This window comes from Aneurinibacillus migulanus (assembly GCF_001274715.1).
GTDB lineage: Bacteria > Bacillota > Bacilli > Aneurinibacillales > Aneurinibacillaceae > Aneurinibacillus > Aneurinibacillus migulanus.
In genome coordinates, this window is the sequence record NZ_LGUG01000004.1 from 339,809 (window position 1) to 355,161 (window position 15,353).

At 48.1% G+C, this 15,353-nt stretch carries 11 protein-coding genes; 9 read left to right on the forward strand and 2 right to left on the reverse strand.

What is annotated here, in order from left to right; translation table 11 throughout:
- Positions 1-170: 170 nt before the first annotated feature.
- The 6 genes from argC to argF all read left to right on the forward strand — a co-directional run bounded on the left by argC (position 171) and on the right by argF (position 8,660).
- Positions 171-1,220 (forward strand): N-acetyl-gamma-glutamyl-phosphate reductase, encoded by a 1,050-nt coding sequence (gene argC, locus AF333_RS03215; protein WP_043067690.1) that lies wholly within the window; start codon positions 171-173, stop codon positions 1,218-1,220.
- Positions 1,221-1,250: 30 nt separating this feature from the next.
- Positions 1,251-2,051, forward strand: a complete 801-nt coding sequence (gene argB, locus AF333_RS03220) for an acetylglutamate kinase (protein ID WP_043067691.1) — start codon at positions 1,251-1,253, stop codon at positions 2,049-2,051.
- A complete protein-coding gene (locus AF333_RS03225; RefSeq protein WP_043067692.1) occupies positions 2,048-3,220 on the forward strand; it encodes an acetylornithine transaminase in 1,173 nt (390 codons plus the stop codon). The genes argB and AF333_RS03225 overlap by 4 nt, the downstream gene beginning before the upstream one ends.
- 187 nt (positions 3,221-3,407) lie before the next feature.
- Positions 3,408-4,484, forward strand: coding sequence for a carbamoyl phosphate synthase small subunit (locus AF333_RS03230; RefSeq protein WP_043067693.1), 1,077 nt, complete (start codon positions 3,408-3,410; stop codon positions 4,482-4,484).
- Positions 4,477-7,719, forward strand: coding sequence for a carbamoyl-phosphate synthase (glutamine-hydrolyzing) large subunit (gene carB, locus AF333_RS03235; protein ID WP_043067694.1), 3,243 nt, complete (start codon positions 4,477-4,479; stop codon positions 7,717-7,719). The genes AF333_RS03230 and carB overlap by 8 nt, the downstream gene beginning before the upstream one ends.
- Positions 7,719-8,660, forward strand: a complete 942-nt coding sequence (gene argF, locus AF333_RS03240) for an ornithine carbamoyltransferase (protein ID WP_043067695.1) — start codon at positions 7,719-7,721, stop codon at positions 8,658-8,660. The genes carB and argF overlap by 1 nt, the downstream gene beginning before the upstream one ends.
- A gap of 54 nt (positions 8,661-8,714) precedes the next feature.
- Here argF and AF333_RS03245 read toward each other — a convergent pair whose 3' ends face one another.
- On the reverse strand, positions 8,715-8,951 hold the full coding sequence (locus AF333_RS03245; protein WP_043067696.1) for an STAS domain-containing protein: 237 nt from the start codon (positions 8,949-8,951) through the stop codon (positions 8,715-8,717).
- A gap of 67 nt (positions 8,952-9,018) precedes the next feature.
- On the reverse strand, positions 9,019-9,486 hold the full coding sequence (locus AF333_RS03250; protein ID WP_043067697.1) for a DnaA N-terminal domain-containing protein: 468 nt from the start codon (positions 9,484-9,486) through the stop codon (positions 9,019-9,021).
- 333 nt (positions 9,487-9,819) lie between these two features.
- Here AF333_RS03250 and AF333_RS03255 point away from each other — a divergent pair, with 333 nt between their 5' ends.
- From AF333_RS03255 to argH, 3 genes are all read left to right on the forward strand, one after another.
- Positions 9,820-12,306 carry a Lon protease family protein gene (locus tag AF333_RS03255; protein ID WP_074714895.1) on the forward strand — a complete coding sequence of 829 codons (2,487 nt, stop codon included), beginning with the start codon at positions 9,820-9,822 and terminating at the stop codon, positions 12,304-12,306.
- 132 nt (positions 12,307-12,438) lie between these two features.
- Positions 12,439-13,695 (forward strand): argininosuccinate synthase, encoded by a 1,257-nt coding sequence (locus tag AF333_RS03260; protein WP_043067698.1) that lies wholly within the window; start codon positions 12,439-12,441, stop codon positions 13,693-13,695.
- A gap of 82 nt (positions 13,696-13,777) precedes the next feature.
- Entirely contained in the window at positions 13,778-15,202 is a 1,425-nt protein-coding gene (gene argH, locus AF333_RS03265; RefSeq protein WP_043067699.1) for an argininosuccinate lyase, read from the forward strand.
- Positions 15,203-15,353 lie beyond the last annotated feature (151 nt).

A 15,353-nucleotide genomic window follows, 5' to 3' on the forward strand; every position in this document is an offset into this window, starting at 1 on the left:
GATAGCAGGAAAGACATAAAATATGACTGGATGTAGCAGAGGGTGCTTTCTTTATGGAGGAAAGCACTCTTTTTATTTATAAATATTTATGAATGTATATGCAAAAATATCGTTGAATTATTATTCCCGACATCGTATAATAATTCATAACTTAATTCAGGTAGGAACAAATGGAGGATCAGGACGTGAACATTTCCATAATCGGAGCGACAGGTTATAGCGGGGTTGAACTCGTTCGCTTACTGTTAACCCATCCCGAAGCAAATATTGCAGCTGTATATTCCAATTCACAAACCGGAAAAACAATGCAGGAAGTATATCCGCATCTAACGCATATTTTTACAGATGATCTGGCGGAAATCGATTGTGCACGTATCCAAAAAGAGGCAGACGTGGTATTCATTGCGACGCCATCTGGTGTAAGCGGAAAGCTGGTACCGCAATTGCTCGATGGAAAGCTGAAGGTTATTGATGTATCCGGTGATTTTCGCCTTGCCACGCCGGATTTATACAAACAATGGTACGGAAAAGAGACGGCAGGACAGGAATACATCGACCAGGCGATTTATGGCCTTTCTGAATGGAATGCGGAGGCGATCAAAGAAACGAATCTGCTCGCCAATCCAGGCTGTTATCCGACGGCGACGCTATTAAGCTTGTTGCCGTTGCTACAGGAAAACCTTATTGACGGAAAATCTATTATCGTAGATGCCAAGTCGGGCGTCACTGGTGCGGGGCGGGGTGCTTCCCTGGGCACGCATTTCTGTGAAGTGAATGAAAGCATCTCCGCTTATAAGGTTGGCAAACACCAGCATACACCTGAGATTGAACAGACGCTGACACAGTTTACCGGACAGGGCGTGCTACTCTCGTTTACTCCCCATCTTGTACCGATGAATCGCGGCATTCTTACCACCTCATACGCTGCGCTGAAAGACGATGTAACTGCAGAGAACATCGCTGAAGCTTATGTAAAAGCATATGAAGGCAAGCCATTCGTACGGCTTCGTCCGGGGGCGTATCCGAAGACAAAAGAAGTGTACGGTTCCAATTATTGCGACATCGCCTGGCATGTCGATGAGCGCACCGGCCGAGTTATCATACTTGCAGTTATCGACAATGTAGTGAAGGGTGCAGCCGGGCAGGCGGTACAGAATATGAACCTGATGTTCGGGCTTCCGGAGATGACGGGCCTTACGTTTACACCAGTATATCCGTAGACACCAGCCCGATGAAAAGAGGGAGAGAGAATGGAAAAACAGGTAGTTATTAAATGTGGCGGTAGTACATTGGAGAGCCTGCCAGCCTCTTTTTATAAAGATATCAAGGAACTGCAAGATGAAGGAATGGCTGTCACGATAGTACATGGTGGAGGTCCTGCTATCTCGGCCACGCTGAAACAGATGGGCATCGAGCCGCATTTCGTGGACGGATTGCGGGTAACGGATGCAGCGACATTGCAGGTAGCGCAAATGGTACTCATCGGCCAAACCAATAAGCAGGTGGTCACCCGTATTCAGGTAGCGGGGGGCCAGGCGGCAGGCATCAGCGGCATCGATGGGGCAACAATTCAAGTAGTGCAGGGACCCGAGCACCTTGGCTTCGTCGGAGACATTCATCATGTGGATGCTACGCTCATAACAGCGCTTGGTGATGCCGGATTCATCCCGGTTATCGCTCCGCTCGGTATTAATGAAGATGGACAGATTTATAACATTAATGCAGATACAGCGGCGGGAGCAGTTGCAGGAGCAGTAGGCACGAAACGTTTGATTATGGTTACCGATGTACCTGGCGTCATGCAAGATCAGGACGGCATCAGACAGGTGCTGCCAGAACTTGATAAAGAAAAAATTATGGAGCTAATCGCCGAGGGAATTATTTACGGCGGTATGATTCCAAAGGTGCGGGCAGCATTGGATGCCCTTGGCAATAACGTAGAGGAAGTATGGATTATTAACGGATATGAACCGGGCATTCTGAAAAAGGTAGCGGCTGGTGAAGCTGTAGGTACAAAAATCGTCAAGGAAGGCAAGGTGAGCGCACAATGAGTCATCTGTTTCCAAATTACGGACGCTGGCCGATTCGTATCATTAAAGGGGAAGGCAACTATTTGTGGGATGAAGCGGGCAATCGCTATCTCGATTTCGTTGCAGGCATCGCGGTTACATCTCTTGGCAATGTGCCGCCCCAGGTAAAGGCGAAGGTGCAGGAACAGCTCGATACGCTATGGCATTGTTCCAATCTATTTGAGATTCCGGTGCAAGAGCAGGTAGCGGAGAAGCTCACATCATTGACATGCGGCAACCGAGCGTTTTTTTGCAACAGCGGTGCGGAGGCGAATGAAGCAGCTGTCAAGTTGGCCCGCAGATATATGCAGAAAATCAAGCAGCAACCTCGTTACGAAATTATTACGTTCAAACAATCGTTTCATGGACGGACGTTAGCAACGCTGACCGCGACCGGTCAGGCGAAGGTAAAGGATGGATTCGATCCGCTACCGGAAGGATTCGTAACTGTGCCGTATAACGACAAGGAAGCACTGACGGCGGCTGTTACCGAGAAAACGTGCGCGATTATGCTGGAGCTGATACAAGGTGAAGGTGGTGTACATCCTGCATCGACCGAGTTCGTTGACCATATTAAGGGAATATGCGCAGAGCATGGCCTGCTGCTGATTGTCGACGAGGTGCAGACGGGCATAGGACGCACCGGCAAATGGTTCGCTTACCAGCATTACGATATCGAGCCAGATATTATTACGATAGCTAAGGGACTTGGTAGCGGCTTTCCCATTGGCGCTATCGTCGGAAAAGAAGAGCTGGCCGAAGCGTTCAGTCCAGGTACGCACGGCACGACATTCGGCGGTAACCCGTTAGCGTGTGCGACAGCGCTGGCCACGCTAGAGACGATTGAGGACAATGGATACCTCGCCCGCGTAGAAGAGCTGGGCGCTTACTTCATAAAGAAATTGAACGGATTGGCGGATCGTCGCACAGACATTGTCGGCGTACGCGGTAAAGGGCTGATGATAGGCGTAGAGCTTGCATCGGAAGCGGCACCTGTTGTGGCAAAAATGCGTGAGAGCCATATTCTGCTATTGCAGGCTGGTCCGAACGTATTACGGCTACTTCCACCGTTCACGATTGAAAAAGATGAAATAGACCTTGCGATGCAGACGCTTGAAGAAGCGCTGGACGCGGTGACACAGACAGTATAAAGTGAAGCTTCACACAGGGGGAGTTTTCGTACGTCACCTACTGTGTGTTAGTTTCACTCATCTGACCTTTAGGGGCGGTTTATCCCCCACCTATACTTTCTCGATTTCTCCAAGTCTTGAGGTGAGGGGGCTTACCGCCCGTTAAGGCGGAATAAGGACGGCATCCGACACAAAAGGAGTGGAAACAATGAAAGGATATCTTGTGTTAAGTACGGGCGACATATTTGAAGGAGAATGGTTTGGCAGCGTGCAGGATTGCACGGGAGAAGTCGTATTTAATACAGGGATGACAGGGTATCAGGAGGTTCTATCTGACCCTTCGTATGCCGGCCAAATTATTACGTTTACGTATCCGCTTATCGGAAACTACGGAATAAATGAACGCGATTTTGAAAGTATAAAGCCTGCATGCCGGGCATTATTAGTCGGTGATTTGTGCCAGCAGCCGAGCCATTATGAATCAGGCTATACTTTGTCGGAGGTTGCCGAGAAATATGGCATCGGCGGCTTGTCCGGTATCGATACGCGCGCGATTACTCATATTGTGCGTACACATGGCGAAGTATATGGGTTATTGACGACGGAGCAGGAGAAGCTGGCTTCATTCATCCCGCAACCAGTCCGGGAGGTTGTGCCGGGCGTTTCGGTAGTAAGTGTGCAGGAGTATGGCAAAGAAGCGCGAGGCCCACATGTCGTACTGATTGACTACGGCTATAAAAAGTCGATACTGCAGAGCCTGCTGGATGGTGGCTGTCGCGTGACAGTGATGCCATACAATGTCACATACAATCAGGTGCAAGCCATCGATCCGGATGGTGTATTCCTGTCGAACGGACCAGGAGACCCGAAAGAAATTACGCCGCATTTGGGCGAGTTAAAGAAGATTGTAGAAATTTATCCGACAATGGGTATCTGCCTCGGTCATCAGCTTATCTCGCTTATTTATGGCTGCGATACGGAGCGCTTGCCGTACGGTCACCGCGGTAGCAATCATCCGGTGAAAGACTTGCGCACTGGCAAAGTATATATGACATCACAAAACCACGGTTATGTGGTGAAAGAAGATTCTCTTTCCAAAACGCCACTTGTACTTACGTTTAGGAACGTCAATGACAAATCGGTCGAAGGTGTGCGTCATAAAGAACTCCCTATCTGGTCCGTGCAGTTCCACCCAGAAGCGCATGCCGGTCCGCAAGATACGGGACATTTGTTCACCGAGTTCATTCAACAATGCCAGGTTACAGGAGAGAAAAGCTATGCCTAAACTACCCGACATTACTAAAGTGCTTGTGCTCGGCTCCGGTCCGATTGTCATCGGGCAGGCGGCTGAATTCGATTACGCCGGTGCTCAGGCCTGTCTGGCCTTGCGCGAAGAGGGCGTAGAAGTCATTCTAGTCAACAACAATCCGGCCACCATCATGACGGATGATGAAGTGGCAGATCGCATATACATGGAGCCGCTGACAGTAGAGTCAGTGGAGAAGATCATCGCCAAAGAGCGTCCAGACGGTGTTTTGCCGACGCTCGGTGGCCAGACCGGACTTAACCTGGCGGTAGAGCTGTCTAAAGCGGGCGTGCTTGCGAAGTATAATGTAAAGCTGCTCGGTACACCGCTCGATACAATTATCCGGGGTGAGGACCGCGAAGAGTTCAAACGGATGATGCAGGAAATCGGGGAGCCGATTCCAGAGAGTGAGACGGTGACAACTGTAGACACCGCGGTCGCATTCGCAAATAAAATCGGCTTTCCGGTTATCGTGCGTCCCGCCTATACACTTGGTGGTGCAGGTGGCGGATTTGCAAATGATGAAGAAGAACTGCGCATCGTAGCAAAACGAGGACTAAATGCAAGCCCGATTAATCAGGTGCTCATCGAACGTAGCATTAAAGGCTGGAAAGAGATTGAGTATGAAGTCATGCGGGATGCGAATGATACATGCATTATCGTATGCAATATGGAGAACTTCGATCCGGTCGGTGTGCATACGGGGGACTCTATCGTTGTGGCGCCTTCACAAACATTGACGGATCGCCAGTATCAGATGCTGCGCTCTGTAGCCTGCAAGGTTATTCGCGCCCTCGGTGTCGTAGGTGGTTGTAATATTCAATACGCGCTTGACCCTTATAGCGACAAATACTACCTGATTGAAGTCAACCCGCGTGTGAGCCGTTCTTCAGCGCTTGCATCGAAAGCGACCGGTTATCCGATCGCACGCACGGCGGCAAAGCTGGCGCTTGGTTATCACCTTGATGAGGTAGTGAATCCAATTACTGGCTATACGTATGCCAGCTTTGAACCGGCGATTGATTATGTCGTAGCAAAAATTCCACGCTGGCCATTCGATAAATTCCCACATGCTGACCGTGAACTCGGCACGCAGATGAAGGCGACCGGTGAGGTCATGTCGATAGATCGCACGCTCGAAGGAGCGCTCTTGAAAGGCATCCGCTCGTTGGAAATCGGTGTGCAGCACTTGGAGCTGCCATATGTAAAAGACGCAAGCGAAGAAGAAATGGAAAACGAACTCACGCAAGCGACCGATCAACGTATTTTTTATATTGCTGAGGCACTGCGTCGCGGTATGAGCGTGGAGGAGCTGCATAAGAAAACGGAAATCGACTACTTCTTCCTGAATGCGTTGGCTCGGATTATCGAGCTTGAAAATACAATGAAGGAAGTGCGCTGGCGTAAAATGACGCCTGAACTGTTAAAGGAAGCAAAGCTGCGTGGCTTTGCAGATAGCATGATTGCAAGCCTGTGTGGGGTAAGCTTCGAAGAAGTGCGTGCCCGTCTGAAAGAGTGGAGCATAAGTCCGGCTTATAAGCTAGTGGATACGTGTGCGGCTGAATTCGTCGCTTCTACTCCTTATTATTATTCGACATGGCAGGGACGCGACGAGGTGCCGATCACAACGGATGGCAGGAAAGTACTTGTTCTCGGTTCCGGTCCGATCCGTATCGGTCAGGGGATTGAATTCGATTATTGTTCCGTACACGCGGCGAAAGCGTTACGCAAGCAGGGCATCTCTGCCGTCATTATTAATAACAATCCAGAGACGGTTTCTACGGACTACAATACGGCGGACCAACTGTATTTCGAACCGCTTGCATTGGAGGACGTATTAAATGTAATTGAAAAAGAACAGGTAGACGGTGTTATGGTTCAGTTTGGCGGCCAAACCGCAATTAACCTGGCTGATAAGTTAAAGAAAGCTGGTGTACACGTCTATGGTACGTCGGTAGAAGCTATCGATATGGTAGAGGATCGCGAATTGTTCTATCAGATGCTACGTCAGCTGAATATCCCGCACATTCCAGGAGAAGGGGTAAACAGTCAGCAAGGTGCACATCTTGTTGCAGAAGAGTTGGGCTATCCGGTACTTATCCGTCCGTCTTACGTTATCGGCGGACGCGGAATGGCAGTAATTCATAATCCGGAAGAGCTGGATCAGTATTTTGCGGATTGGAATCGATATACTTCATCAAGTGCGCTGTTCCCGCTGTTAATTGATAAATACGTATCCGGTATGGAAGTGGAAGTCGATGCGGTTTGTGACGGTGAAGATATACTTATACCAGGCATCTTCCAGCACATTGAGCGGGCCGGTGTGCATTCGGGTGATAGTATGGCGATTTTCCCGTCGCCGCACCTGACCGATGCGCAGCGTGAAGAGATTTGCCGTAGCGCTGCATTGATTGCGAAAGAAATGAAAGCATGCGGGTTGATTAACATTCAGCTTGTTATCGATACAGAAGGAACTATTTATGTATTAGAGGTAAATCCACGTGCGTCTCGTACAGTGCCGATCGTCAGCAAGGTAACAGGGGTACCAATGGTGGCACTGGCAACACGAGCGCAAGTAGGCGAAAAGCTTAAGGATATGGGCTACGGTACCGGTATTCTGCCTCCTATTCCATTCTACGCTGTAAAAGGTCCGGTATTCTCCACGATTAAGTTGAACGGTGTGGACCCGGCACTCGGGCCAGAGATGAAATCGACCGGCGAAGTCATTGGATTGAGTTATTCGGTGGAAGAGGCGATCGCTAAGGCAATTGCCTGGAAGGAAGGCATATGTGACTGGCTAGAAGCGGGAGACACCATTCTACTGTCGCTCTCTGAACAGGACAAGGAACAATTCATTCCGCATATTCAAATGCTAAAAGAATTGGATATCAAAATTATCGCTACGCCGGGTACGGCGACACTATTACAAGAAAACGGGGCAAATGTACAGGAGATTGTAGAAACGCAGGAGCGCGTAAAAGCGATCTGTGGAGAATGCGATGTGAAAGCGTTCGTGAATACGCCAACGCTTGGCAATAAGCGCGGGCGTCTAGGCTTCGAACTCCGTCAACTGGCGCTATCACTTAATATTCCATGCTTCACGTTCCTGGACACTTTCGCTTCATACCTTGAGGTGCATGGATACAAAGAGAGCGATGCAGTTGACCTGGGAGAATATCTGCAGGGGGCGAAACGAAAGGAGTTAGTTAAATAATGGTAGTAGTAGATCAATTGAAAGGAAGAGACTTTCTTTGTCTCTCCGATTATACAAAAGAAGAAATCCTGTATCTACTCGACTTGGCTGCAAAGCTGAAAGAGGAGCAAAAACAGGGCACTCCGCATCCGCACCTGCAAGGCAAAACTCTGGGTATGATTTTCGATAAAGCTTCAACCCGTACACGCGTCTCCTTCGAAGTAGGAATGTACCAACTGGGCGGCATGGCAATGTTCATGAGTGGCCGTGACCTGCAAATTGGCCGTGGCGAACCGATTCCAGATACAGCGCAAGTATTGTCCCGCTATATCGACGGGATTATGATCCGCACATTCTCGGATACAATGGTGAAGGAACTGGCAGAATATGCCTCTATTCCAATTATTAACGGATTAACTGACCTGCAGCATCCGTGTCAGGTGATGGCAGATTTCCAGACGATTATCGAGCATAAAGGTAAGCTGGAAGGGCTGAAGCTGGCATATGTAGGCGACGGCAACAACATGACGCATTCGTTAATGATCGGCGCCGCAAAAGTTGGTATGGATGTAGCAGTAGCTTCACCGGAGGGCTATCAGCCGGATGCCGGTGTAACAGAGATGACGCGTGCATTTGCCGATGAGACCGGTGTGAATGTACTGGTGACGACCGACCCGGCGGAAGCAGTAGCGGATGCCGACATTGTGTATACGGATGTATGGGCAAGCATGGGACAGGAAGCTGAACAGCAGGAGCGTTTACAGAAATTTGCCGGATTTGAAGTGAATGAGGCGCTGATGCAGAAGGCGAGACCGGATGCGCTCTTTATGCACTGCCTTCCAGCGCACCGAGGGGAAGAAGTATCTGCGGGCGTCATCGATGGACCGCGTTCTGTTGTATTCGACCAGTCGGAGAATCGCCTGCACGCACAGAAAGCTATTCTGGTTGCAGTAATGAAATAATATAAAGCAGAACACCCCCGAACTCAATGGAACCGGGGGTGTTCTGTTATTGTGTTAGCCTTGCGCAGAGGCTTTATGTTCGATGCTTTCCAAGGCTTGCTGCACTGTTGCGAAAGTTTTGAGGTCTGATAAATTAATTCCCAGCCGTACCGCTGTCTCAGCTAGCGCAGGACGAATGCCTGTGATAATAGCTTCGATGCCAAGCAAGCGTAGCGTGGCGGTGATTTGAAAAAGGTGATGGGTGACAAAAGAATCGATAATCTGAATACCCGAGAAATCGTTTTCATACATAAAATGGAAAAAAGAAAGAAAACGAAAACAAAGAGTTGTTTCCGCTTTCGGGATGAGGAACCGGATATTATTGAGGTGGACGAGGAATTTTTGTCGGTCTGTTGACGGTCTTAATTTCTTTTTTTATATTGCCAAGCTCAATCTCAAAGTGATCAAGACGATGATGCAGCGACTTCAGTTCCTGGAGTACTTCGTGCAGCAGAGCGCGGTTCTCGCGTTGATATTCCTCCTGAGGATCGAGGCGGGTTGGCACCCGTTCCATGCTGTATCGTACGTGCGTTTTTACTTTTACCGCGAATGAAACGGCATACTTATCGCCGGTTACTTCTTCCATCGCGTCTTCGAGAACCTGTTTTAGGCGCGTCTCCAGCCATTGGCGTGTAAATTCGTTCTCTGCATTAATCGCAATCGTTTTCTTTTTGGCATCGAACCGTTGAACGGTCAGACCTTTAATCCATGTTTCAAAGCTGGAGCGGGACATCTTTTTTTGTAGCAGTTCCAGCGTGTCCCTCCATATTTCCTCCATTGTTTTCATAAGCGCTTCGTCCTCGCTTTTGTCAGTTTCTATACATATCGGCTGGAAATTCCTTGTATTGAAAGAAAGTGAAGGAAAAGGTAGAAAAGTCATGAGAAACACAGTAAGACGTGTCGGTATTGTCCTATCTATGGCCCTTATTACAGCCGTCATCTAGGTGCAGACAACTAATGGGAGGATTGCCTGGTCCCAGGACTTTATGGGAGAAACAAAGAGGTGGAACTTTATTATAGAGGTTTTTCACCTCTTCCTATATGATGAAATAAAGGTTGGATTATCATAAGACACACTTTGCCCATGTTGTAATGGAGTCGAAGAAAGGGATGAGCAACCATGTGGAAACAAGTGCCAAAAAAAGAACTTGAAAAAAGAAAAGTGCCAATAGAACAATTGCGTACCTCAACCCCTCCAGAAGCATTTCCGTGTGAAACGACGGAGCAAATTGAACCATTAAAGGAAGGGATTATTGGACAGGACCGTGCCGTACATGCGATGGAATTTGGTCTGAAGATAAAGAAGGCAGGCTATAATCTGTATGTAGCAGGGCCTCCGGGTACCGGGAAGGCCACTTACACTCAGGCTAAAGCAAAGCAGGCAGCCAAGGGTAAGCCGACACCTAAGGATTGGTGTTACGTATATAATTTTTTACATCCTGACCACCCGCTCGCGCTATCATTTCCGGCAGGTGAAGGAAGAGAATTCAAGGCGCGTATGGATACGCTGTTGCAGGACATCGAACGGGAAATCAGGAAAACATTTGCCGGAGAAGAGTATCAGAAAAGCCGACGGGAGCGGATGCAAAACTTTGAAAAGAAGGCGCAGGAACGGTGGAAGGAACTGGATGAACTGGCGCGTGAGCTGAATTTTTCGCTAGAGCGTACGGGAGAGGGTGGCATTGCGACGATTCCTCTGTTGTTCGGTAAGCCAATTAGCAATGAAGAGTTTAATCGGCTGCCTGAGGTGTCACGTCAAGAAATTAAAGAGAAGAGTAAGCGTCTAGAACAACAGGTTACTGAATCTGTGAGACAGATTCAATTATTGGAAAAAGAAGTTGAGCAGGAGATAGCCCAGCTTGATAAGGAGTCGGTTCGCCATGCGCTGGTTCCATTGTTTCGGCCAGTGATTGACGAATATACAGATGAGAAGGTGCAGAAGTATCTTCGAGAGTACGAATACGATGTAACTCAGAACCACGGCTTTTTTAAAGAAGAAACTGGTGAAAGTAATCCAATGGCCCGCCTGCTGCAGCGTAATGAAGAGAACAATCTGCTGCGCTATAAAGTGAATCTGCTGGTGGATAACGATACATTGTCTGGAGCACCGGTTGTATTTGAAAACAATCCTACGTATTACAATTTGTTCGGTCGAGTAGAGTATCGCAGTACGTTCGGTACGATGACGACGGATTTCACAATGATAAAGCCGGGTGCGTTGCATATGGCGAACGGCGGATACTTACTCGTACAGATTGCAGAATTGTTACGCAATCCGCTTTCCTGGCATGTATTGAAACGGATGCTAAAAACCGAGAGCATGCGTATTGAGAACGTATCAGAAGAGCATGGGCTAATTGCGACAAGCGGTTTGAAGCCGGAAGCGATTCCACTGGATGTAAAAGTTATTCTGCTGGGAAGTCCATATATCTATCATGTATTATCAGAATTGGATGAAGATTTTCCGAAGTTATTTAAGGTAAAGGTTGAATTCGATACAGATATGAAGAAGGATAAGCGACACTACCATGAATTTGCTGCGTTCGTTCGAAGCTACTGCGAAAAAGAGAAGTTGCTTCCATTTCATCGCTCTGCATTGGCGGCGTTATTAGACTACAGTACGCGACTAGCGGGCGATCAGCGTAAGCTGACAACGAACTTCCATAATCTCTCTCGCTTGCTGGTAGAAGCGAGCTTTTGGGCGGAAGAAGCAGGAGCGGCTATTGTAGTGGCGGAGCATGTTCACCAGGCGCTCGAAGAACAAGAGTACCGTGCCAACCGCATGGATGAGAAGATGCGAGAGCTTATCGAGGAAGGAACGATTATGGTCGATGTAGCTGGAGAGAAAGTGGGCCAGATTAATGGATTGGCCGTGCTGCAAACAGGCGATTATGCATTTGGCCAGCCGCATCGGATTACCGCGCGTACATTCATTGGACGTCAGGGGATTATTAATATTGAACGTGAGACATCGCTAAGCGGACAGTTCCATCATAAAGGACTGCTTATTTTGAGCGGATATCTGGCAGGCAATTTTGCGCAGGATAAACCGCTACCACTATCAGCAAGCATTACGTTTGAGCAGACATACAGTCGGATTGACGGGGATAGCGCCTCTAGTACTGAGTTGTATGCTCTCCTATCTTCTCTTTCGGATATTCCGATTCGTCAGGGAATTGCAGTTACAGGTTCGGTTAATCAGTTCGGTGAAATCCAGCCAATCGGTGGTGTGAATGAAAAGATCGAAGGTTTTTTCATGGTATGCCAGGCGATCGGTCTAAGTAGCGAGCAAGGTGTCATCATTCCGCACCAAAATGTAAAAAACTTGATGTTACGTACGGAAGTTGTCGAAGCGGTTCGTGCTGGGCAATTTCATATTTGGCAGGTACGTACCATTGAGGAAGGAATTGAAATTTTAACCGGTGTGTGCGCTGGAACTGCCGACAATCACGGTGGATACGAGCAGGGAACGCTGTTCGGACAAGTCAGCAGGCGCCTTGCACAGATGTCCTCTTCCATTAAAGAAGACACGGCCGATCTGGTTATTGATGTGGACGCCCAAGCTATGCAGAAGCTTATTGAATCTGACAAAGAAGACAAGGGCTGATAAATTAAATGTAAATTTTTCTCTGGCGCACAATCTTTTTTAAAAAAAGGTATTGAATTTTTATTAATAAAGATGCATAATGTTGCATAGAAAATAAATTGTGTGCGAGGCACGAAGGGAAGGATTTACATTATGGCAAAAGAAAAAGTGGTTTTGGCCTATTCAGGCGGTTTAGATACATCTGTAGCAATCAAATGGCTTCAAGAAACATATAACTATGACGTTATCGCGGTAGCGCTGGACGTCGGCGAAGGCAAGGATCTTGATTTCGTCCGCGACAAAGCTTTGCAAGTCGGTGCGATTAAATCATACGTGGTAGATGCTAAGGATTTGTTTGCTGATGAATTTGTTTTACCGGCCTTGAAAGCAAACGCTATGTACGAAGGCAAATATCCGGTTGTATCTGCGCTGTCCCGTCCACTGATTGCCAAAGTGCTCGTAGACATTGCACAAGAAGAAGGTGCCGTAGCCGTAGCGCATGGTTGCACGGGTAAAGGGAATGACCAGGTGCGTTTCGACGTATCTATCACAGCATTGAATCCGGATCTTAAAATCGTGGCACCGGTACGCGAATGGGGCATGAGCCGTGATGAAGAGATTAAATATGCGGAAGAGCACAATATTCCGATTCCGGTTAATTTAGATAATCCATATAGCATTGATCAGAACCTGTGGGGGCGTGCATGTGAGTGCGGCGAGTTGGAAAATCCGTGGAATGAGCCACCGAAGGGCGCATACGATTTGACGAACCATCTTGAAGATACACCGGATGTGCCGGAAGAAATCGAAATCGAATTCGTTCAAGGTAAGCCGGTTGCATTGAATGGTCAGCAAATGAAGCTGTCGGAAATGATTCTCGAACTTAATAAAATTGCGGGCAAGCATGGAGTGGGCCGTATTGACCATGTGGAGAATCGTTTGGTCGGCATCAAATCGCGTGAAGTATATGAAGCACCGGGCGCCATTACGCTTATTCTAGCGCATCGTGAACTGGAGTTCTTGACGCAGCCACGTGAAGTAGCGCAATTTAAGCCGATTGTGGAGCAAAAAATCTCTCAGGTCATTTATGAAGGTCTGTGGTTCTCGCCAATTATGAATGCGCTGGACGCATTCGTAGAGGAAACGCAAAAGTTTGTAACAGGTACTATCCGTGTGAAGCTGTTCAAAGGCCACGCTATCGTAGTCGGAAGAAAATCTGCTTCGTCTCTGTATGACGAGAACCTGGCTACGTATGGAACGGAAGATACGTTTGACCATCAGGCAGCTATCGGCTTCGTTAAGCTGTGGGGCTTGCAGACGAAAGTTTTCGTACAAACAAACAAAGATCAGTTGGATCATACGCCGAAAGCGGTTGTTATCGATAAAAAAGAAGCGATCGAGCAAGCGTAATCGTATAGAACGGAAAAAGCAGTCAGAGAGGGGGGGAGGCGTTCTCCTGTCCGGTGTGCCGGAAGGGGGAACGCCTATATTCATGAAGTTATGGGGCGGTAGGTTCACCAAAGCAACAGATAAGCTCGTAGAAGAATACACGGCATCCATCCAGTTCGACCAGCAGCTGTGGAGGGAGGACATTACCGGAAGCCTGGCGCATGTATCGATGCTTGGCAAATGCGGCATTATTGGCGAAGACGAAGCATCGGCTATCGCAGATGGGCTTAAGAAGGTCGCCGCTATGATCGAAGCCGGGGATGTTGAGTTTAACGTAGAAAACGAAGACGTACATATGAATGTCGAGAGGTTGCTGCTCGAGCAAGTCGGAGCCGTCGGGGGCAAATTACACACCGGACGTAGCCGTAACGATCAGGTGGCTACCGACATGCATCTGTATCTGCGTGCGCGCGTCGTCGAAATCGTTGATCTGGTTGCAAAAGTACAGGAGGCGCTATTAGAGCAGGCACAGGCTAATACAGATACCATTCTTCCTGGCTATACGCATCTGCAGCGTGCGCAGCCTATTCTGTTTGCTCATCATCTGATGGCTTACTACTCCATGTTGCAGCGTGATGCGGAACGGTTGATGGATAGCTGGAAACGCATCAATGTTCTGCCTCTGGGCGCGGGTGCGCTGGCGGGTACGACATTTCCGATCAATCGCGAATATGTAGCTGAGTTGCTCAAATTTGATGCGGTATATACGAACAGCCTAGATGCGGTTAGTGACCGTGATTTTATTGTTGAATTCCTGTCGAATGCATCGCTGCTCATGGCACATCTGTCGCGTTTGTGTGAAGAGCTTATTCTATGGATGAGTGACGAGTTTGACTTTGTAGAATTGGATGACGCTTTCTGTACGGGATCGAGCATTATGCCGCAGAAGAAGAATCCGGACGTGGCCGAGCTGGTCCGTGGCAAAACGGGACGCGTATACGGCAACCTTATCGGTCTCTTGACGGTCCTGAAAGGTTTACCTCTTGCATATAACAAAGATATGCAAGAAGATAAAGAAGGTATGTTCGATACAGTTGCGACCTTGCATGGCGCATTGTCTTTATTTGCACCGATGATTCGCACGATGAAAGTAAAGAAAGACAATATGCGTCAAGCCGTGGCGCAGGATTTCTCCAATGCAACCGATCTGGCGGACTATCTTGTCGGCAAAGGATTGCCGTTCCGTCAGGCTCATGAAGTAGTCGGAAAAAGTGTGCTGTACTGCATTGAGCAGGGAAAATATCTGCTTGATCTGAGCCTGGATGAATACAAGCAGTTTTCCGAGCTGTTTGAAGCTGATATTTATACTGCTCTCGATCCAGAGAACGTTGTTAATGCCCGTAACGTATTGGGTGGTACGGCGAAAAATCAGGTGGAAATTCAGGTAGCGAATGCGTCCGTTTCGCTTACGCATACACAGCAATGGGTTGAGGAGCATTTGCAAAGAATCGATGTTCATCTTCTGTAAAACAGAAGAAACGAAAGCATATGAGAGAAATAAAGATTATCATTGAGTTCATCCTCTTTCATAAGAAGGGGATGTTTTTTTTGCAAGAAAATTGTCGAAAATAATGTGCTATAATTCATGCGTTTTGCTCGACAAATGGTATAATAGAAAA